At 66.0% G+C, this 18,746-nt stretch carries 17 protein-coding genes; 9 read left to right on the top strand and 8 right to left on the bottom strand.

The annotated features are described in order from the left end of the window. The first annotated feature begins 3 nt into the window (after window positions 1-3). The 4 genes from CKW37_RS02040 to CKW37_RS02025 all read left to right on the top strand — a co-directional run bounded on the left by CKW37_RS02040 (window position 4) and on the right by CKW37_RS02025 (window position 5,007). Window positions 4-1,734 carry an FAD-dependent oxidoreductase gene (locus tag CKW37_RS02040; protein WP_095153763.1) on the top strand — a complete coding sequence of 577 codons (1,731 nt, stop codon included), beginning with the start codon at window positions 4-6 and terminating at the stop codon, window positions 1,732-1,734. Window positions 1,735-1,736: 2 nt separating this feature from the next. Then, on the top strand, window positions 1,737-2,057 hold the full coding sequence (locus CKW37_RS02035) for an NIPSNAP family protein (protein WP_095153762.1): 321 nt from the start codon (window positions 1,737-1,739) through the stop codon (window positions 2,055-2,057). A gap of 39 nt (window positions 2,058-2,096) precedes the next feature. Beyond that, entirely contained in the window at window positions 2,097-3,767 is a 1,671-nt protein-coding gene (locus CKW37_RS02030; protein WP_095153761.1) for an FAD-dependent oxidoreductase, read from the top strand. Between the two features lie 508 nt (window positions 3,768-4,275). Further along, the gene (locus CKW37_RS02025; protein WP_095153760.1) at window positions 4,276-5,007 is read left to right on the top strand and encodes a CPBP family intramembrane glutamic endopeptidase; all 732 of its coding nucleotides are present in this window, start codon (window positions 4,276-4,278) and stop codon (window positions 5,005-5,007) included. On the opposite strand, the gene CKW37_RS02020 is transcribed toward CKW37_RS02025, so the two are convergent. Then, window positions 4,998-5,855 carry a LysR substrate-binding domain-containing protein gene (locus CKW37_RS02020; protein ID WP_095153759.1) on the bottom strand — a complete coding sequence of 286 codons (858 nt, stop codon included), beginning with the start codon at window positions 5,853-5,855 and terminating at the stop codon, window positions 4,998-5,000. The two genes, CKW37_RS02025 and CKW37_RS02020, sit on opposite strands and share 10 nt — an antisense overlap. 135 nt (window positions 5,856-5,990) lie before the next feature. Here CKW37_RS02020 and CKW37_RS02015 point away from each other — a divergent pair, with 135 nt between their 5' ends. Genes CKW37_RS02015 through CKW37_RS02000 form a run of 4 tightly spaced genes read left to right on the top strand, consistent with a single transcriptional unit; the run spans window position 5,991 to window position 10,204 of the window. Beyond that, window positions 5,991-7,052, top strand: coding sequence for an agmatine/peptidylarginine deiminase (locus CKW37_RS02015; RefSeq protein ID WP_095153758.1), 1,062 nt, complete (start codon window positions 5,991-5,993; stop codon window positions 7,050-7,052). Then, entirely contained in the window at window positions 7,049-7,957 is a 909-nt protein-coding gene (gene aguB, locus CKW37_RS02010; RefSeq protein ID WP_095153845.1) for an N-carbamoylputrescine amidase, read from the top strand. Before CKW37_RS02015 ends, aguB begins: the two co-directional genes overlap by 4 nt. Next, complete coding sequence (locus CKW37_RS02005) at window positions 7,954-9,048, top strand: extracellular solute-binding protein (protein WP_095153757.1); 1,095 nt, start codon at window positions 7,954-7,956, stop codon at window positions 9,046-9,048. Before aguB ends, CKW37_RS02005 begins: the two co-directional genes overlap by 4 nt. Before the next feature lie 37 nt (window positions 9,049-9,085). Beyond that, window positions 9,086-10,204: an agmatine/peptidylarginine deiminase gene (locus tag CKW37_RS02000; protein WP_095153756.1), complete on the top strand. Its 1,119-nt coding sequence runs from the start codon at window positions 9,086-9,088 to the stop codon at window positions 10,202-10,204. Window positions 10,205-10,298: 94 nt separating this feature from the next. On the opposite strand, the gene dsdC is transcribed toward CKW37_RS02000, so the two are convergent. The 3 genes from dsdC to CKW37_RS01985 form a co-directional block, all read right to left on the bottom strand. After that, a complete protein-coding gene (gene dsdC, locus CKW37_RS01995) occupies window positions 10,299-11,228 on the bottom strand; it encodes a DNA-binding transcriptional regulator DsdC (RefSeq protein WP_095153755.1) in 930 nt (309 codons plus the stop codon). Then, entirely contained in the window at window positions 11,228-12,565 is a 1,338-nt protein-coding gene (gene dsdA / locus CKW37_RS01990) for a D-serine ammonia-lyase (protein WP_095153754.1), read from the bottom strand. The genes dsdC and dsdA overlap by 1 nt, the downstream gene beginning before the upstream one ends. A gap of 241 nt (window positions 12,566-12,806) precedes the next feature. Beyond that, window positions 12,807-13,487, bottom strand: a complete 681-nt coding sequence (locus CKW37_RS01985) for an N-acetyltransferase (protein ID WP_095153753.1) — start codon at window positions 13,485-13,487, stop codon at window positions 12,807-12,809. A 457-nt stretch (window positions 13,488-13,944) separates the two neighbouring features. Between CKW37_RS01985 and CKW37_RS01980 the strand changes: the two genes are divergently transcribed. After that, entirely contained in the window at window positions 13,945-15,162 is a 1,218-nt protein-coding gene (locus tag CKW37_RS01980; protein WP_095153752.1) for a sugar transporter, read from the top strand. On the opposite strand, the gene CKW37_RS01975 is transcribed toward CKW37_RS01980, so the two are convergent. The 4 genes from CKW37_RS01975 to CKW37_RS01960 form a co-directional block, all read right to left on the bottom strand. Beyond that, window positions 15,129-16,652, bottom strand: coding sequence for an FAD-dependent monooxygenase (locus tag CKW37_RS01975; RefSeq protein WP_095153751.1), 1,524 nt, complete (start codon window positions 16,650-16,652; stop codon window positions 15,129-15,131). The two genes, CKW37_RS01980 and CKW37_RS01975, sit on opposite strands and share 34 nt — an antisense overlap. An 84-nt stretch (window positions 16,653-16,736) precedes the next feature. Further along, window positions 16,737-17,327: a TetR/AcrR family transcriptional regulator gene (locus CKW37_RS01970; RefSeq protein ID WP_095153750.1), complete on the bottom strand. Its 591-nt coding sequence runs from the start codon at window positions 17,325-17,327 to the stop codon at window positions 16,737-16,739. A gap of 67 nt (window positions 17,328-17,394) precedes the next feature. Then, the gene (locus tag CKW37_RS01965; RefSeq protein WP_095153749.1) at window positions 17,395-18,099 is read right to left on the bottom strand and encodes an SDR family NAD(P)-dependent oxidoreductase; all 705 of its coding nucleotides are present in this window, start codon (window positions 18,097-18,099) and stop codon (window positions 17,395-17,397) included. 2 nt (window positions 18,100-18,101) lie between these two features. Next, window positions 18,102-18,701, bottom strand: coding sequence for a 2-hydroxychromene-2-carboxylate isomerase (locus tag CKW37_RS01960; RefSeq protein WP_095153748.1), 600 nt, complete (start codon window positions 18,699-18,701; stop codon window positions 18,102-18,104). Window positions 18,702-18,746: the final 45 nt, after the last annotated feature.

The following is an 18,746-nucleotide window of genomic DNA, read 5'->3' as shown; positions in this document are numbered from 1 at the left end:
GCGATGAATACGGCAACCCGTTTTCCCGCTGACGGCGATGCGCTTGTCGACCTGATCGTGCTCGGCAGTGGCGCCGCCGGTTTCGCCGCCGCCGCGACTGCCGCACGCAAGGGCCTGAAGGTCGTGCTGGTGGAAAAGGCCGCGCAGTTCGGCGGCACCTCGGCGATTTCCGGTGGCGCGGTGTGGCTGCACGGCACCGACCAGGCCCGCGCCGCGGGCATCGAAGACAGCCCGGAAGCCATGCGCCGCTACCTGCAAAAAACCATCGGCCCCGGCTACAACGCCGCGCTGGTGGACGCCTATATCCGTCACGGCCATGAAGCGCTGCGCTGGCTCGAAGCCCATACCGAACTCAAGTACGCGCTGCGCCCGCTGTCGCCGGATTACTACCCCGACGAAGAGGGCGGCACCGACCGCGGCCGCGCTCTGGAAATGCTTGAATACGATGGCCGTCGCCTCGGCGCGCACTTCAAGGATCTGAAGATGCCGCCGGCGGGCATGCTGCTGTTCGGCGGGATGATGGTCAACCGCGTCGATATCCAGCATTTCCTGAGCTTCCGCCGCTCGCCGCGTTCGTTGTTGCACTGCCTGAAACTCATGGGCCGCTACGCCATCGACCGCCTGAGTCATCCGCGCGGCACGCGGCTGACCACCGGCAACGCACTGATCGCCCGGCTGGCGACCAGTGCGTTCGCCGATGGCGTGCAGGTGTGGCTGAACAGCCGCACCGAGTCGCTGATCGTCGAGCACGGCAGCGTGGTCGGTGCAGTGATCAGCCGCGACGGTCGCCAGCAGCGGGTGCTGTCCCGTGGCGGCGTGGTCTGCGCCACAGGTGGTTTTGCTGCGGGGCCGGATGCGGCGGCGCAGCGTCCGCACAGCGATGCAGCGCATTTGACGATGTCGCCGGAGACCAACGTCGGCGACGGCCTGCGCCTGGGTCAGGCGGCCGGCGCGGTGGCGGGCGAGAAGCTCGCCGCCAACTTCTTCTGGGCACCGGTCTCCGAGGTGCTGCACAAGAACGGCGTGCGCGAGCGTTTTCCGCACCTGGTGACCGATCGCGCCAAGCCCGGTGTGATTGCGGTCAACCGGGCCGGCGAGCGCTTCGTCAATGAATCCAACTCCTATCACCACTTCGTCCAGACCATGTTTGCCACCGGCAACACACCGTGCTGGCTGATCTGCGATGCCGATGCCCTGAACAAATACGGCCTCGGCCTGGCCCGGCCAAAGCCGGTGGACAACCGCGCGCTGATCGACGCCGGCTACCTCTACCGCGCCGACACGGCCGAGCAGTTGGCCACGCTCATTGGCGTCGACCCCCAAGGCCTGCGCCGCACCCTGGAACGCTACAACCGTGATGCCCGCGACGGCCTCGACCGCGAATTCGGCAAGGGCGGCAACAGCTACAACCGCTACATGGGCGACCCCGACCACCAGCCCAACCCGTGCAACGCACCGCTGCTCAAGGCGCCGTGGTACGCGGTCCGCCTGCACACCGGCGACCTCGGCTCGGCCCGCGGCCTGGCCACCGATGGCCAGGCGCGGGTGCTGGACGCCAGCGGCGCGCCGATCCCCGGCCTGTATGCCGCTGGCAACGACATGAACTCGCTGATGGACGGCACCTATCCCGGCCCCGGCATCACCATCGGCCCCGGCCTGACCTTCGGCTGGCTCGCTGCCTGCCATGCCGCCGAGCGGCTGGCGACTCTTCCCTCACCTGTCCTGGAGCAATAACCATGTACTACGAACTGCGCACCTACACCCTGAGCCCGACCCGTATGGCCGACTGGCTGGCCCTGTACCAGAGCGATGCGCTGGCGGTGCAGAGCGAACACCTGGGCAACCTGGTGGGGTTCTTCACCACTGAATTCGGCGAGGCCAACCAGGTCGTGCACATCTGGGCCTACGAGAGCCTCGACGACCGCGCCGCCCGCCGCGCCAGCATGGCCGCCGACCCGCGCTGGGCCGAGTTCGGTCGCAAGAACAAAGAACTCGGCGCGGTGCTCAAGCTGGAATCGCGGCTGATGCGCCCGACCGGTTTCTCGCCCCTGAAGTGACCCCGCGAGCCGGCCTCGCCTCAACAAAGGCAATACGCAATGCAACAGCTTGAATGCGACGTGCTGGTGATCGGTTCCGGGGCTTCGGGCCTGGCGGCGGCGGTTACCGCGGCGCACTGCGGACTGAAAGTGATCGTCGCGGAAAAAACCGCGCTGCTCGGCGGCACCAGCGCTTGGTCTGGCGGCTGGTTGTGGGTGCCGCGCAATCCGCTGGCGCTGGCCGAAGGCACGGTTGAAGCGGAGCAGGGGGCCGAGCGTTATCTGCTGGAGCAGGTGCGCGGCGAAGCATTGACCGCGCAGCAGCAGGTCTACCTGCGCCGTGGCCCGGAAATGGTCGAGTTCTTCCAGCGTCACACCGCCGTGCAGTTCTACTCCGGCAGCACAATGCCGGACATGCGCGACGGTGACGGCGCGGCGAAGGGCGGGCGTTCCTTGTGTGCGCAGCCGTTCGATGGGCGAGCGCTCGGGGCGTGGATCGACACGCTGCGCCCGCCGCTGGATATCGTCAGCCTGTTCGGCATGGGCATTGCGGGCGGCGCCGATATGAGCGCGTTCTTCAATGCCCGGCGTTCGGCGAAAGCCGCGTGGCATGTGGGCAAGCGCCTGCTGCGACATGGCGCTGACCTGCTGCGCTATCGGCGCGGCATGCACCTGGTCAACGGCAATGCGCTGGTGGCGCGCCTGCTGAAGAGCGCGCTGGACCTGCACGTGCAATTGCTCACCGACAGCCCGGCACTGCGCCTGCTGCGCGAGGGTGGCCGGGTGAGCGGGGCGGTGTTGCAGCGTGGGGGCGTGGCGTGCGAGGTGCGCGCGCGGCGTGGCGTGGTTCTCGCCTGTGGCGGTTTCGCCCATGACCCTCAGCGCCTGCAACAACGCCTTGGTCATGATCATCACTGCGCGGCGCCCTTGAGCAACAGCGGCGACGGCCTGCGCCTTGGCGAACAAGTGGGCGGCCTGATGGCCGACGACCTTGCCCACGACGCCGCCTGGGCACCGGTATCGCTGGTGCCACGGCGCAAAGGGCCGCCCGGACGTTTCCCGCATCTGATCGACCGGGGCAAGCCCGGCTTTATCGCCGTGGGGGCTGATGGCCGACGATTCACCAACGAAGCCGACTGCTACCACGACTTCATGAACGACCTGTTCGCCCGCACCCCGGCCGGACAGGCGCCCGAGGCCTGGATGATTTGCGACCACCAGGCGCAGCGCCGCTTCGGCATTGGCTGGGCCAAACCGTTTCCGTTTCCGACCGGGTATTACCGGCGCTGCGGCTACCTCGTCAAAGGCCGCGACCTTGTCGAACTGGCGCAGCGCTGCGGTATCGATGCAGCGCAGTTGCAGGCTACGGTCGAGCGTTTCAACCAGCATGCGCGGGCGGGGCATGATCCTGAATTCGGCCGCGGACAATCGGCGTATAACCGTGCTTCGGGTGATCCATCGAACCTGCCCAATCCTTCGTTGCGGGCGCTCAGTGGGCCGTTCTATGCGGTGCGACTGGTGCCGGGCAGCCTTGGGACTTTTGCCGGGTTGAAGACGGATGAACAGGCGCGGGTGCTGGATGGCGCCGGTGCGGTGATTCTGGGGCTGCATGCTGTGGGCAATGATATGAACAGCATCATGGGCGGGTATTACCCGAGTGGTGGGATCACTCTTGGGCCGGGGATGACCTTTGGGTATTTGGCGGGGGTGGCGTTGGCTGGGGGGGAGTGATCGGAGAGAGGGCGCTTGGCAGAGGATCTGGTCATGGCCGGCAGGTGCTAGCCGACAAGTTTCTCGCGTTCTTGAGACCGAGCGCCGCCCGCGCGGCGCATCGCGACGGTTCGGCGCCCCGACAAGCTCGCTCCTACATTTGTTGCAACGTGCCTATGTCTGTCAGGCCATGGTTTACCGCCTTGTTTGTACGACGCGATATCGAGTCGGCCTCAACAGCCTCCACGCGATCTATCGCGAAACACCAAGGGCTGGCGGCCTAACTCTCATAGGCCATGGCACGTTGCAACAAATGTAGGAGCGAGCTTGCTCGCGATGCGCCGCGCGGGCGGCGCTCGATCTCAAGGACGCTAGAGATCTGTCGACTAGCACCTGGTGGCCATGACCGAATCCTCTGACAGGCACTCATGGTCTTTGCCCAATATCTCTCCCACCCAAACACCTTTCCTAACCCCCACAAACCTCATCTAAACTGCCCACCCCACCGCCGCCCACGGACCCCCGCGCAATGCTCGAAGAAGGACTTTCCCGCCTCAGCGCCTACCTGCTCTACCTCACGCCCGGTTTCCTGCTCTGCGCCCTGTGGTTCTGGCTAACGCCAAAGCACCAGGCCGGCATGCGCATCCTTGTCCTGCTGCTGACCTTCGTACTGCTTCGCGACGCAATGACGCCGCAAGGCCTGTGGTCGCTGTCGGATCAGGTCCAGATCGCCTTCATCGCCAACCCGCTGGTGCTGGCCGCGCTGGGCCTGCTGTCACTGGCGCTGATCGCTTTGCTGGCGCGAGTGGCGCCGGAGTTGTGGGCGCTGTTGGTCTGGCGCAGGGGCAATGTTGGCCTCGGGTTGTTCCTCGGCCTGCTGGCCGGCCTCGCTATCGGCCTGCCGCTGCGGCTGTATCAAGGCAACGGATTCGACGTCAGCGGCCTCTGGTTTGGCGGCCTGCTGGTGCTGGCCTACGGCGGCAACGCGCTGGAAGAAGTGCTGTTTCGCGGGATGCTGCAAGGCCACCTCGAGCAGCACACCAGCGCCCTGCGCGCCGCCCTCGGCAGCGCCGTGGCTTTCGCCGCCTGCCACGCGTTCCTGGCCTTGAGCGTCACGCAAGTGGGCTGGCCGATTCTTGCGTTCACCTTGATCGAGGGGCTGCTGTGCGCACTGCTGCGGATGCGCTACGGCATCTTCGCGGCCATCGCGGCGCACGGCACTGCGATCCTGTTGATCGCGGTACCCATGAGTCAGGGCTGAATCGCCTCCCTCAACCACTGGCTGAACGCCCGGGTCATCGCGCTTTTTTCGCTGTCCTGATGAATCAGGCACGCCCAGGTCGCGCCGGCCACGCTGCGTTCGCTCAGCGCTTGCAGCAAGCCTTTTTCCCGCGCCCGCGCCGCCAGCAACTGGCTGACCAGGGCGATCCCATGACCCTCGCAGGCGGCATCCAGCAGCAACCCCGGATCGGAGAAGTTCAGGCCGTTGCCGCGCTGGCCGACATCCTCGCCGCCCAGTACCTGCCAGCGGCTCCAGTCCATGTTGCGCTCGCCATGCAGGGTGGTGCGCTGCGCGGGCGGCTGGTCGATCAGGTCAGGGTGGCAGGCCGGATACAGCCGGTCGTCGAACAGCGGCTGATAGCTGCATTCCACCTGCGGTTCGAGGTCATCGCGCAGGCTCAGGTCGATGGTCTGGGTGGCCATGTCCGGCGCTTCGAAGGTGGTGAACAGCCACAGGTCCACTTCCGGGTGCTGGCGATGGAAGTCACCGAGGCGCGGCAGCAGCCAGTGGCGGGCGAAGGCCGGGGTGGTGTTGACCACCAGTTGGTTGGGTTTGCGGTATTGCTCCAGCCGGCGGATGCCCACCGACAGGTCCTGCAGCAGCGCCTGGGTGGTGCTGAGCAGGTCGTGGCCGGCATCGGTCAGGCTGACGCTGCGGCCGGTGCGGAAGAACAGCGGTTGTTCGAGGAAGGTTTCCAGGCTGCGGATCTGTTGACTGATCGCCGACTGGGTGAGGTGCAGTTCGTCCGCGGCCTTGTGGAAGCTGCCGAGGCGGGCAGCGGCTTCGAAGCCGCGCAGGGCGTTCAGCGGGGGCCAGTGTTTCAGCATTATCGATAAGCTCGGCTAATCAGTTGTGCGCTAAATCTATCGTTTGTTGCGCCGTAGTTGAAGCCATAGCATGAACTCCATTCCGCACTCAGCGGATTTCAGTCATAAAAAATACTTAACTGAAAGGTGACAGACATGCTGTGCAATGGCGTTGGAACGAGCGGCTGGACGATGCCCGCGGAGTGGGCCCCCCATGCGGCGACCTGGATGGTCTGGCCGCACAACCAGGCTCTGTGGGAAGGCATCTGGGGTGTGACCCTGGCCGATGTGCAGGCGGATTTCGCCCGGGTCGCCAATGCCATTGCCCGTTTCGAACCGGTGAAGCTGGTGGTGGATCCGAGTGGCCGGGCCAGCGCCGCCGATCTCTGCGGACCTAACGTCGAGCTGATCGAGCACGCGGTCAACGACAGTTGGTGCCGGGATTCCGGGCCAAGCTTCGTCTGCCACCCGACACACGGCGTGGCCGGGGTCAGTTGGCGCTTCAATGCCTGGGGCGGCAAGTCGGCCCATGACCTCGACGAAAGCCTCGCCCGGCGCGTGCTCAACCCGCTCGGCCTGGACTGTTTCGGCACGCCGCTGGCCAACGAAGGCGGCGCCATTCATGTCGATGGCGAAGGCACCCTGATCACCACCGAGTCGGTGCTGCTCAACCCCAACCGTAACCCTGGGGTGAGCAAGGCCGAGATGGAAGAGATCTTCAGCCGCCTGCTGGGGATCACCAAGACTATCTGGCTGCCGGGCGACCCCGAGTACGTCACTGGCGACATGACTGACGGTCATGTCGATGGCGTCTGCGCCTTTGCCCGCCCCGGCGTGCTGCTGGTGGACGCGACCCGCGAGCAGGATTCGGTGTACGCCGAAGTGGTGCGGGAAAACCGCCGCGCCCTGGAACTGGCGCGGGATGCCAAAGGCCGCTCGTTCGAACTGATCGAACTGTACGAAGCCAGCGCCGCGGTGGATCCGAAGGCCGAGGTGTTCTGCGCCTCGTACACCAATTTCTACATCGCCAACGGCGCGATCATCATGCCGGCCTACGGTATCGACGCCGACCGCGAAGCCGCCCAGGTACTGGCCGCCGCATTCCCGGGGCGCGAAGTGGTGCCGGTGCAGATCAACCACCTGGCCCACGGCGGCGGCGGGGTGCACTGCATCACCCAGCAGCAGCCGGCGTGGCCGGTGCCGGGGGTGAAACCATGAGCCTGTTGACCGTCGCCACCACCCAGATGCACTGCACCTGGAACCTGCAGGACAACCTCGACCGCGCCGAACAACGGGTCCGCGAAGCCGCTGCGCAAGGCGCGCAGGTCATCCTGTTGCAGGAGCTGTTCGCCACGCCGTATTTCTGCATCGAGCAGGACCACAAGCACCTCGCCCTGGCCGAGGAGTACCGCGACAGCCGCGTGCTCCAGCGCTTCGCCGCGCTGGCCCGCGAGCTTGGGGTGGTGCTGCCGTTGAGCTGGTTCGAGAAGGCCGGCAACGCGTTCTTCAATTCGCTGAGCGTGGCCGATGCCGATGGCCGCCTGCTGGGGGTCTACCGCAAGACCCATATTCCCAACGCTGTCGGCTATCAGGAGAAGGAATATTTCAGCCCCGGCGATACTGGCTTCCGCGTCTGGGACACCGCTTTCGGCCGTCTCGGCGTCGGCATCTGCTGGGACCAGTGGTTTCCCGAAACGGCGCGTTGCCTGGCGCTGATGGGTGCCGAGGTGCTGCTGTTTCCCACCGCCATCGGCTCCGAGCCCGGCGCCACCGCGCTGGACTCCCGCGACCACTGGCAGATGACCATGCGCGGCCACGCGGCGGCCAACCTGCTGCCGGTGGTGGCGGCCAACCGGGTCGGGCGCGAAGTGGCGACGGGCGACGCGGAACTGCACATGGATTTCTACGGCTCGTCGTTTATCTGCGATCACAAGGGCAAGCTGTTGGCCGAAGCCGATCGCCAGACGCCCGGTGTCGTGGTGCAGACCCTCGACCTCGCCGCGATGCGCGACGAACGCCTGACCTGGGGCATCTTCCGCGACCGCCGCCCGGAAATGTATGGGACGTTGCTGGGCCTGGACGGCAGCCAGAACAGCGTTTGGGGCAACGGAGGTGCGCGATGAACCGCCACTGGCTGTGCGCCGCGCTCCTCGGCCTGACACTGGGCAATGCCCAGGCTGACGACCCGGGCAAGACCCTGCGTCTGTACAACTGGGCCGACTACTTTGCCGAAGACACCCTGTCGCGCTTCACCGCCGAAACCGGGATCAAGGTGATCTACGATGTGATGGACGGCAGCGAGGTGCTGGAGGCCAAGCTGATGACCGCCGGCAGTGGTTACGACCTGATCTTCCCCGGCGACACCGTGGCCGAGCGACTGATGCGCGCCGGCAGCCTGCAGGCCCTCGACCCTGCGCGGATCACCGCGCTGGCGGATATCGAGCCGGGCCTGCAGCAACTGCGCAAGCACTATCCTCATTCCGCCAGCGCCACCGTGCCCTACACCTGGGGCACCATCGGCCTGACCTACAACGAGGAGATGGTCCGCCAGCGCCTCGCCGACGCGCCGGTGAACAGCCTCGATCTGCTGTTCAAGCCGGAGCTGGCGGCGAAGTTCGCCGACTGCGGGATTTCCATCATCGATTCGCCCGACGAAGTGCTGGCGGTGGTGCTCAATTACCTGGGCCGCGAGCCGCGCAGCGCCAAACCGGAAGACCTGGCCGCGGCCAGCGAACTGCTGCTGAAGCTGCGACCGTATATCCGCAAGTTCCAGCCGCAGCCGGTCACCGACCTGGTCAACGGCAACCTGTGCCTGTCCCTAGGCTACAGCGGCGACATGACCCAGGCCCAGCGCGCCGCCGATGCCGCCGGCAAGCCGGTGCGTTTCCAGTACCGCATCCCGCGCGAGGGCACCACGGTGTGGATGGACAACATGGCGATCCCGGTGGATGCCAAACACCCGGAGTACGCCTACGCCTTCATCAACTTCGTCATGCGCCCGGACAACATGGCGGCCATCAGCAACTTCACCGGCTACCCGACCTCCAGCGCCAAGGCGCGACCGCAGGTCGATCCGGCGATGCGCGACAACCCGGATATCTATCCTGATGAAGCGGCCTTCCAGCGCCTGATTCCCGGCAAGGACATCGCCCAGTCGGCGATGCGTGCACGGATGCGCACCTGGACCAAGTTCAAGACCGCCAGCGGCGGTTAGCCCCACGTACCCCCAACTCGAAGTGAGAGACAAAGAAATGCCGACACGCCGCCAGTTCATCCGGCAGGTTTCCGTGGCCAGCAGCCTGGGACTGATCGCCAGCAGCGGTTTGCTGCCGTTGCGGGCCTTTGCCGCAGGAGACGACGACTGGTTCATGCCCGACGAGGGCGAACGCCAGCGTCACGCCTTCATCGCCTTTGGTGCGCAGGAGGCGATCTGGGAAGACTTCACCGCCGATGTGCAGGCGGCCCTCGGCCGTATCGCCCGCGCCATCGCCCGTTACCAGCCGGTGACCGTGCTCTGCCGTGAAGACGAGCGCGAACTGGCCGAGGAACTGTGTGGCAGCGACAACACCCGGTTCCTGGTCACCGAACTGGATGACATCTGGATGCGCGACATCGGCGCCAACTTTCTCACCACCGAGGAGGGCGGCCTGACCGCGCTGGACTTCAACTTCAACGGCTGGGGCAACAAGCAACGGCATTCCAAGGACGCGCGGATCGCCGCGTTATTGGCCGGGCAAAGCGGGGCGCGGCATCTGCGCAGCGAACTGGTGGGCGAGGGCGGCGGGATCGAAGTGGACGGCCACGGCACCGGGATCATGACCGAGAGCTGCTGGGTCAACGGCAACCGCAACCCCGGCTGGAGCCGGGACGACGTGGAAGCGGAACTGAAAGCCTGCCTGGGCCTGCGCAAGATCATCTGGCTGCCGGGCATCCGCGGCAAGGACATCACCGATGCCCATGTGGATTTTTATGCCCGCTTCGTCAGCCCGGGCGTGGTGATCGCCAACCTCGACACTGACCCGGAGTCTTATGACCACGAGGTGACCCGCGCGCACCTGGAGATTCTGCGCAACGCGACGGATGCGGAGGGCCGCAAGCTCACCGTGCACACCGTGTCGCCACCGCTGAAACCGCGCAAGAGCCCGTTCAGCCGCAACAACCCGGATTTCGCTGCGGGTTACATCAACTACTTCGTCATCAACGGCGCGGTGATCGCGCCGCAGTTTGGGGATCGTGAGGCGGACAGGGCGGCGTTTGAATTGTTGTCGGGGCTGTACCCGGACCGGGACATCGTGCAGGTGGAGATCGACGCGATTGCTGCGGGTGGCGGGGGGATTCATTGTGTGACGCATCAGATGCCTTGGGTGTAGGTTGACCTATCTCGACGGTTCGGCGCCCCGACAAGCTCGCTCCTACAGGGGCTGTAGGAGCGAACTTGTCGGGGCGCCGAACCGTCGCGATGCGCTATCCACCCTGCTCCAACAACCACTCCAACAACGCCCCCACCCGCGCCGGCAACACCCGGCAAGGCGGATGCAGCAGGTAATAACCCAACGCCCCCGGCTGCGCAAAACCACCAAAAGGCGTCACCAGCAATCCCTCATCCAGATAACGCTGCACCAGACGCTGGCGCCCCATGGCGATGCCGGTGTGATGGATCGCGGCATTGGCGCAGAGGTCGGAACGGTCGAAGGTCATGCGCCGTCCCGGCAGGCAATGCGCCAGGTCGCGGGCCTCGGCCCAGCGGCGCCATTCGGCATCGAACGGCGCGTGTTCCCAGGCCAGCGCGTCGTGCAGCAAGGTGCACTGGCGCAGGTTGTGCGGGGCGTCGTGCAATCCGTGCTCTTCGGCATAGCGCGGGCTGCACACCGGGGTGACGGCCTCGTCCATCAGGTGATGATTGACCAGCCCGGCCGTCTCGCCGCGGGCGTAGACCAGCGCGAGGTCGAGGTTCTGCGTGCGGAAGTCCACCGGGTCATTGCCGACCCGTACATCCAGGGCGATGCGCGGGTAACGCCGGTGGAAGTCCGCCAGCCGCGGCACCAGCCAGTCATTGGCGATGGACGGGCGGGCGTAGAGCGCCAGCGGGCCGCTGAGGTCCGCGTCGCGGCTGTGCAGGGCCGCGTCCAGGGCTTCGATAGCGTCATCGAGGATGGTGAAGATCCGTTCGCCCTCGGCGGTCAGGCGGATGCGTCGGGTCAGGCGCTCGAACAGGCGCAGTTCCAGCGCCTGTTCGAGCCGGGCGATGCGGTGGCTCACGGCGCTGGGGGTCAGGCACAGTTCCTCGGCCGCCAAGGCGAAGCTCAAGTGCCGGGCGGCGACGAGGAAGGTGTGCAGGTTGGCGAACTGGCTGCTGCCCAGTCGCGTCGCCAGCCGTGGCGGAAGGTTGAGCATCAGTGCGCGCCCAGGTACTGGCGGCCGGTGGCGAGGTAGGCGGCCATTTCGGCCTCCGGCACCATGCTGCCGCCCGTGCCCCAGACCAGGTGGGTGGCGTTGGCCAGATGACGCGCGGTCAGGCCGAGGCGCTCGCGGTAACCCTGTTGCTCGTGCAGTACCCGCAGGATGCCCGGCACGCCGGCCAGGGCCGAGGGTTCCAGGCGCCGGCCTTCGCAGGCGTCGAGTTGCGCCAGCAGGCGGTAGAGGTTTTCGTCGCTGACGGTGTAGTAGCCGTCGATCAGGCGCTGCATGGCCCGGCCGACGAAGCCCGAAGGGCGGCCCACCGCGAGGCCGTCGGCGGCGGTGACGTTGTCGATGCCGAAGTCGTACACCGACACCGCGTCATGCAGGCCGGTGTACACCCCCAGCAACATGCACGGCGAATGGGTCGGCTCGGCGAACAGGCAGTGCACGGCGTCGCCGAACACTTGCTTGAGGCCGAAGGCCACGCCGCCAGGACCACCGCCCACACCGCACGGCAGGTAGACGAACAACGGGTGCTCGACATCGACGCGGATCCCGGCCTGTTGCAGTTGGCCGTGCAGGCGCAGGGCGGCCACCGCATAGCCGAGGAAGAGTTGATGGGAATTCTCGTCATCGACGAAGTGGCAGTACGGATCGCCCTCGGCCTGGCGGCGGCCTTCGGCGACGGCGACGCTGTAGTCGGTGGGGTACTCCACCACCGTCACGCCGTGGGCGCGCAGTTTGTCCTTCTTCCACTGCCGGGCGTCGGCGGACATGTGCACCGTGGCCTGAAAGCCCAGCCGCGCGCTGATAATGCCGATCGACAGGCCGAGGTTGCCGGTGGAGCCGACGGCGATGCGGTACTGGCCGAAGAAGGTCCGGGCGGCGTCGCTGTCGAGCTTCGCGTAGTCGTCGCCCGGTTGCAGGAAGCCGGCCGCCAAGGCCAGGCGCTCGGCATGGGCCAGCACCTCGTAAATGCCGCCGCGGGCCTTGATCGAGCCGGAGATCGGCAGTTCGTTATCGGCTTTCAGCCAGAGCTGGCCTTGATCCGCGCCCAACAGTTTTTGCAGGGCGGGCAGGGGATGCAGCGGTGATTCGATCAGGCCGCCGGCTTCGCGGGTCTGCGGAAAGGCGGACTGGATAAAGGCTGCGAAACGTTGCAGACGTGCGCTGGCGTCATCCATGTCGGCACGGGTCAGCGGCACGTCGCCCAGCGCTTCGGCGCTCGGGGCGATGGCGGGGTTGAACCAGGTGCTTTCCTTGAGGGCGACCAAATCGGCGAGCAGGGGGTGTTCGTTGCACCAGTCTTGAGCGGGTTTTTCCAGGGGCATCAGTGGCTCTCCGGGCTGGGGTGTCGGGGCGGCGGCGGGCCTTATCGCTGGCAAGGCAGCTCCCACAGAGCTGCGGGGCTGGCGGGTGGGAGCCGGTCTTGCCGGCGATGGCGCCGGTCAGAGCAACGCTGTCTGTGAGGGCTTCAGGGTTGCCATTTAGCGCCAGTGCGCCGCCAGAGAACAAGGGATATCCCGGCCGCGGACAGGTGATTTCAAATCATCTGTCCGTCGCAAAACACCCTCAGGCCAGTTCCGCCTTCGGCACCGGCGCCGAGCGCGGTGCGCACAGCGGTTTCAGCCGCGAGCCGCTGTATTGGGCATTTCGGAACAGCTTCCAGCGTCCGAATAGTCCGTACACGTGCACCACGCGTCCCTGTTCGTGGTAGCCCATGCGCAGGTGCAGCTTGAGCGCCGGCACGTTGTGGGTTTCCACCACATCCACCACCCGGGTGCAGCCTTTGGCCTGCATGGCGTTCCACAGGTTGACCTGGGCATCCACCGACAGCCGGCTGCCGAAGAATGCCGGGATCATTTCGCCGCCGAATTCGAAGAAATCTCCCCGTGCCACGGGAAAGGTGCAGCCGTAGTAATGCCGGTCGTGATAATCGCGGGTGCTGGCCCAGATGAACGCGATCGCGTCGCCGGCCTGGTCCAGGTACATGTGCCCGGTGTGGCCTTCGCGGGCCAGCTCGCGCATGGTCTCGACGCGGTCGCCGAAATGCCGGGCGAAGGCGTCGGCGTTGGTTTCGGTGATCAGCGCAAGGTTTACCGGCGGGTGGTCCTTGAGGTTGTGCGAGCCGACCGGGGTGGTCAGGTCGCGCTCCATCCACAACAGTTCCCAGTGAAAGAACACGTAGCGTTGCCACAGGGTGGCAAGGGTCCGGCGCAGGCCTTTTCGTTTGATGTGGTTCAGTGCACGCATGTTGCCTCCTGTCCTGCTCTAGGGCGGTTCGGGTGTGTCGATGCGGGCAACGGCGGCGTGCTGGCAAGTCAGCGTTGGCGGTGGCCCGGCAAGTGAACGCGGCGAAGATGAAACTTTTTTCATGGTATAGCGCAGCGTTTTGCCATCGTGTCAAAAAGCCAGCGGGGTAGTTGTATCAAATTATGTAAATTGTTATTAACCGCTCTGTTTAGCGGGTTTCGGTTGCGTTACAGGTGGTCGGAAAGTGATGGCGGTTTTTTGACGAGATTCTGACGCCTGTTTTCCCTCGCCACTGACGGATCGCACCGCAAGCGTTTGCGACGCGGGTTCGGCTCACGTAGACTGCCGCCTATTCACTTTTCCTTACAAAGCCCGCTTGGCACACCCGAACCACCGGTTCATGGGTGCTTTTGTCACGTCCGTGTTTTGCCCAGCTTCCAGGAGTTCCAGTCACCGCATGAATAGCCCCGTTGAACCCCGTAACGGCAGTTGGCTCAGCGTTTTCGCGCTGGCCCTGGGTGCCTTTATTTTCAATACCACCGAGTTTGTCCCGGTCGCGCTGCTCAGCGATATCGGCCGCAGTTTCGATATGCCCAGCGCCCAGGTCGGGCTGATGCTCACGGTGTATGCCTGGGTGGTGTCGCTGACGTCGCTGCCAATGATGCTGCTGACCCGCAATATCGAGCGTCGCCGGCTGCTGGGCTTTCTCTTTGTGTTGTTCATCCTCAGCCATGTGATGTCGGGCCTGGCCACCAGCTTCGGCATGTTGCTGGTCAGCCGGGTGGGGATTGCCCTGGCGCATGCGGTGTTCTGGTCGATCACCGCATCGCTGGCGGTGCGCGTCGCGCCGCCGGGCCAGCAGGCCAAGGCGCTGGGGCTGCTGGCCACCGGCACCACGCTGGCGATGGTGCTGGGTATTCCGCTGGGACGGGTGGTCGGTGAGGCGCTGGGCTGGCGCACGACGTTCTACGGTATCGCCGGGGTGTCCGTGCTGACCCTGCTCTGGCTGCTGCGCTCGTTGCCGCTGCTGCCGAGCCAGAATTCCGGCTCGCTGCGCAGCCTGCCGGTGCTGCTCAAGCGTCCGGCGCTGATGTCGGTGTATGCGTTGGTGGTGCTGGTGATTACCGCGCAGTTCACCGCCTACAGCTATATCGAGCCGTTCACCCAGCAGGTGGCGGCCATGAGCGGCGAGATGACCACGGTGCTGCTGCTGGTGTTCGGCGGCGCCGGGGTGTTCGGTTCGATCCTGTTCAGCCATTTCAGCGAGCGTTTCCCCCACGGCTTCCTGATCGCTTCGATCGCCGCGCTGGGTTTCTGCCTGCTGATGCTGCTGCCGCTGGCCGGCGTGCCATGGCTGTTGTGCGCGATGAGCGCGCTGTGGGGCATGGGCATCATGTGTTTCAGCCTGGCGTTGCAGTCGAAAGTGCTGAAGTTGGCGTCGGATGCCACCGACGTGGCGATGGCGATGTTTTCCGGGCTGTACAACGTCGGCATCGGCGGCGGCGCGCTGCTGGGCAGCATGGTCGCGACCCATGTTGCTCTCGGCGATATCGGCCTGTTCGGCGGCGCGCTGGCGGTGGCCGGGCTGCTGCTGTGCCTGTATGCCACCCGGCGTTATTTCGTCGTGGCGGGCGCGCCGGCTCAGCAGGGCCTTAGCGAGCGCTCGGCGAAGTAACGCTCCAGCACCGCGGTGGACGATGACGTCTCGGCCAGCGCCACGTAGCTGTCCGGGCGCAACAGATACAGCGCGTTGCGCGCCAGCCCGGCGGCTTCATGCGCCGGGCTCCAGGCGAACACCTGCAAGGGAATCTGCCGCGCGGCGCACCAACCCACCAGGTCCTTGCTGGCCAGGCCGTAGACCTGGACTTGCCAGCACGGCCGCGCCAGTTCGGCGAAGTTATCCGTCGTCTCGTTGCTCACCCAGGGCATGCGATCGCCGCCATGCACATGGCCGGCGCTGCCGAAACTCAGCGGCATCAGCCGGTAGTTCAGGCCGATCTGCGAGACGGTGCGGAACATGAAGTTGCGCACCGTGGCCATGGCGGTCAACCGCGACAGCAGCGCCGGCGCGAAGCGGGTGCGCAGCAGCGTGGCCAGGCGGCTGTCGGCGGTGATGAAGTTGAAGACCTGGTCGGTGGTCGCCACCAACCGCTCGGCGAAGGCCTTGCGTTCGATCTCGTAGCTCCCCAGCAGTTCTTCGGTGGCCTTGCCGTGCAGCACGCTGGCCAGTTTCCAGGCCAGGTTGATAGCGTCGCCGATGCCGGTGTTCATGCCTTGGCCGCCGGCCGGGCTGTGGACATGGGCGGCATCGCCGAGCAGGAAGGCGTTGTGGCGGCGGAATTGCTGGGCGACGCGGTGATGGACGCGGTAGGTGGAAAACCAGTTGACCTGCTCGACCGTGACTTGCATGTGCTCGATGGCGCGGCGGCTGATGTCTTCGAAACGCAACTCTTCAGGCTGTTCGGCGCGCTCGTCGCGCACCGTGCCGATCAACCGCACGCGCCCGTTGTCGGCCAGCGGGAACACTGCCAGAAAGTCCGCTTCGTCCAGGTCCACATGCAGCTCGCCATTGATCGCCGGCCCCGACGCCTGCACATCCGCGACATAAAACACCTGCTCGTAGGTGCCGCCGGGAAAACCGATGCCCAGCGCCTTGCGCACTGTCGAACGGGCGCCGTCGCAGCCGCCCAGGTAACGCGCTTCGCAGTCTTCTTCGCGGCCGTCGGCCAGGCGCAGGCGGGCGCGGACCCGCTGCTCATCCTGGTTCAGTTCGAGCAACTCGGTCTGCCACTGCACCTGCACACCGAAGCCCTGCAGGCGCTCGATCAGCAGGCGTTCGTGTTCGTCCTGGGGGAAGATTTCGAGGAACGGGTAGGGCGTCTGCCCGGCGCCGATGTCCTGCAACGACAGGCGTGTGGCCTGCTGGCCCTTGACCCAGAGATTGGCGGCCGGCACCTGATGGCCGCGCTCGACCACCGCGTCGGCGAGGTCGAGCTGGCGGTACAGCTCCAGGGTTCGCGCCTGCACCGCCAGCGCCCGGGAGGTGGTGCCGGGGCCGCTGGCCTGGTCGATGATGCGGATGTTCACGCCCAGCTTGCTCAACCACAGGGCCAATGCCAGCCCGGTAGGACCGGCTCCGATGATCAGGACTTCAGTGCTGCTCATGCCACACCCTCCGCGCTGGGATCGTCAGATGAGTGTAGAGCGGCGGTGGGATTGTGCCGTTGCGATGGGTAGGAAACGACGCGGTCAGGTGGGCTGCGCGGGTGCCTCTCTGTCGCCGCCGAAGCTGTCGAGCAGAAAGCGCTGCACGGTCGAGAGGATTTCCAGCGACAGCGCCTCGTCGGCCGCGCCGCGTGCCAGCCCCAGGGCGCCGACCATGGCGCTGAAGGCGACGATCGCTTGCGCGCGTTTTTCAGTGTCCTGGGCATCGCCCAGCAGCGTGGCGATGCCGCTGAAATTCGCCCGCAGCTTGCGCGTGTACAGCTCGCGCGCCTCGCCTTGCACCCGGCCGATATCGCTGACCAGTGCGCCGACCGCGCAGCCTGTGCCGACGCCGTCGCGGTGTTCGGGGCTCAGGTATTCGTCGACCAGCGTGGTGAAGTTCGCTCGGTGGCTGCCCTGCGGATCTTCCGAGCGGCGGAACGCCGCCGCCAGCGCCTCGGCCACCAGTTGGTCGCGGGATTCGAAGTGTTTGTAGAAACCGCCGTGGGTCAGGCCGGCTTCCTTCATCAGGTTGGCGATACTCAGGCCGTCGATCCCCAGCTCGCAGAAGCGTTCGGCCGCGATGCTGACGAGGCGGTCATGGGTGGTCTGTTTGCTGGCTTGGGAATGGCCCATTGTCGCTGTCCTTCAAGCGTGATCCGGGGGCGGGATGATAACACCCGTCCCCGGCGCCCGGTTTACCTCACCAGGTCTCGCCGTATGGGCGGACTTCGGTCAGGAACGACCAGGCACTGCGCGGTTGTTGGATGAGGTGGCCGACTTCGGCGGCGATGTCCGCCGGCTGGATGAAGAAACTGTCCGGCGCGGTGGGGTGCAGCTTGCGCGTCCAGGCCACGTCGATCACCGCGTCGATGACCACATAGGCGACGTGCACGCCTTTGGGGCCCAGCTCGCGGGCAATCGACTCGCTGAGGATGCGCTGTGCCGCCTTGGTCGGGGCGAAGCCGGCGAAGTGACCTTTGCCGCGCAGCGCCGAGGTGTTGCCGGTGACGATGATCGCGCCCTGGCCTTTTTCGACCATGGCCGGCGAGAGCTTGCGGGCAAGGTGCAACAGCGCGAGGACGTTGGTCTGGAAATTGACCTCGAGCGCCTGCGGATCGATCTCCATGAAGGTGCCGAAGGTGGCGCCCACGGCGTTGTGTACCAGCACATCGGCGTGGCCGAGGCGGGCTTCGATCTGCTCCAGGGTCTGCTCCAGTTTCGGCGTGTCGGTCACGTCGACGGGGAAGGCGTGGGTGCCCGGCAGCTCACGGGCCAGGTCGTCGAGGCGCTGGGCGTCACGGGCGATCATCGCCACTTGGTAGCCGTCCGCCACCAGGCGACGAACGATGGACGCGCCGGTGCCTGGGCCGACGCCGGTGACGATGGCGGTTTTCTGGGTGGTCATGGTCAAGCTCCTGTTGCTTGTTGGAGGGCGGCGCGGACGAAGTCGAGGCGGTCGTTGCCGAAAAACATCTCGTCATTAGAGAAGAAGGTCGGCACACCGAACACGCCGCGTTGTGCGGCGGCGTCATTGTTGGCGGCCAGTTGCTCGCGGATCGCGGCGCTGTCGGCGAGTTGCCAGATATCCGCGTCCACGCCGTGGGCGCGGAGGAAATCCGTGCGGCCTGGAGCGCTCGCCAGATCGTCATTGCCGGCCCACACGGCCTTGAACAGCGCTGGGTGCAACACGTCGAACACCCCGGCCTCGGTCGCGGCGAGCGCGGCGCGAACCAGCCACGCGCCGTCGAACTGGCCGTCACGCATCGCCTGGAACAGCGCGCCGTTGGGCGCGAACGGCACCTGATAAAGCGTTGCCCAGCGCCCGGCATCGATCCCCGAATAACGGGCTTTCGGCGGGCAGGCGGGGGACGGCTGGTTATTCACCTGTTTCATCACGGCGAGGATATCGACGGGGAAGTAGCTGACCGGATGATTCAGGCCCGGCAGTCGGGTGTTGGCGAGGTACGCGTAGGGGCTGCGGTAATCGAAGACAGACTGGAGATTCATGGATCTCTTCCTGTGGGAGTGAGGGGGTGTTGCTGGTGGTGGATG

Source organism: Pseudomonas sp. Irchel 3E13 (genome assembly GCF_900187455.1).
Taxonomy (GTDB): Bacteria; Pseudomonadota; Gammaproteobacteria; order Pseudomonadales; family Pseudomonadaceae; genus Aquipseudomonas.
The sequence above is the reverse complement of the archived record's forward strand: the minus strand, read 5'-3'. Positions and strand labels throughout refer to the sequence as shown.

Excerpts from the sequence above, each read along its gene's own strand:
- CKW37_RS02000 (WP_095153756.1), top strand. The coding sequence starts at position 9,086 with ATGCCGACACGCCGCCAGTTCATCCGGCAGGTTTCCGTGGCCAGCAGC.
- CKW37_RS02035 (WP_095153762.1), top strand. The coding sequence starts at position 1,737 with ATGTACTACGAACTGCGCACCTACACCCTGAGCCCGACCCGTATGGCC.
- dsdC (WP_095153755.1), bottom strand. The coding sequence starts at position 11,228 with ATGCTCAACCTTCCGCCACGGCTGGCGACGCGACTGGGCAGCAGCCAG.
- CKW37_RS02020 (WP_095153759.1), bottom strand. The coding sequence starts at position 5,855 with ATGCTGAAACACTGGCCCCCGCTGAACGCCCTGCGCGGCTTCGAAGCC.
- CKW37_RS01975 (WP_095153751.1), bottom strand. The coding sequence starts at position 16,652 with ATGAGCAGCACTGAAGTCCTGATCATCGGAGCCGGTCCTACCGGGCTG.
- CKW37_RS02040 (WP_095153763.1), top strand. The coding sequence starts at position 4 with ATGAATACGGCAACCCGTTTTCCCGCTGACGGCGATGCGCTTGTCGAC.
- CKW37_RS02030 (WP_095153761.1), top strand. The coding sequence starts at position 2,097 with ATGCAACAGCTTGAATGCGACGTGCTGGTGATCGGTTCCGGGGCTTCG.
- CKW37_RS01985 (WP_095153753.1), bottom strand. The coding sequence starts at position 13,487 with ATGCGTGCACTGAACCACATCAAACGAAAAGGCCTGCGCCGGACCCTT.
- CKW37_RS01960 (WP_095153748.1), bottom strand. The coding sequence starts at position 18,701 with ATGAATCTCCAGTCTGTCTTCGATTACCGCAGCCCCTACGCGTACCTC.
- CKW37_RS01980 (WP_095153752.1), top strand. The coding sequence starts at position 13,945 with ATGAATAGCCCCGTTGAACCCCGTAACGGCAGTTGGCTCAGCGTTTTC.
- CKW37_RS01965 (WP_095153749.1), bottom strand. The coding sequence starts at position 18,099 with ATGACCACCCAGAAAACCGCCATCGTCACCGGCGTCGGCCCAGGCACC.
- aguB (WP_095153845.1), top strand. The coding sequence starts at position 7,049 with ATGAGCCTGTTGACCGTCGCCACCACCCAGATGCACTGCACCTGGAAC.
- CKW37_RS02015 (WP_095153758.1), top strand. The coding sequence starts at position 5,991 with ATGCTGTGCAATGGCGTTGGAACGAGCGGCTGGACGATGCCCGCGGAG.
- CKW37_RS02005 (WP_095153757.1), top strand. The coding sequence starts at position 7,954 with ATGAACCGCCACTGGCTGTGCGCCGCGCTCCTCGGCCTGACACTGGGC.
- CKW37_RS01970 (WP_095153750.1), bottom strand. The coding sequence starts at position 17,327 with ATGGGCCATTCCCAAGCCAGCAAACAGACCACCCATGACCGCCTCGTC.
- CKW37_RS02025 (WP_095153760.1), top strand. The coding sequence starts at position 4,276 with ATGCTCGAAGAAGGACTTTCCCGCCTCAGCGCCTACCTGCTCTACCTC.
- dsdA (WP_095153754.1), bottom strand. The coding sequence starts at position 12,565 with ATGCCCCTGGAAAAACCCGCTCAAGACTGGTGCAACGAACACCCCCTG.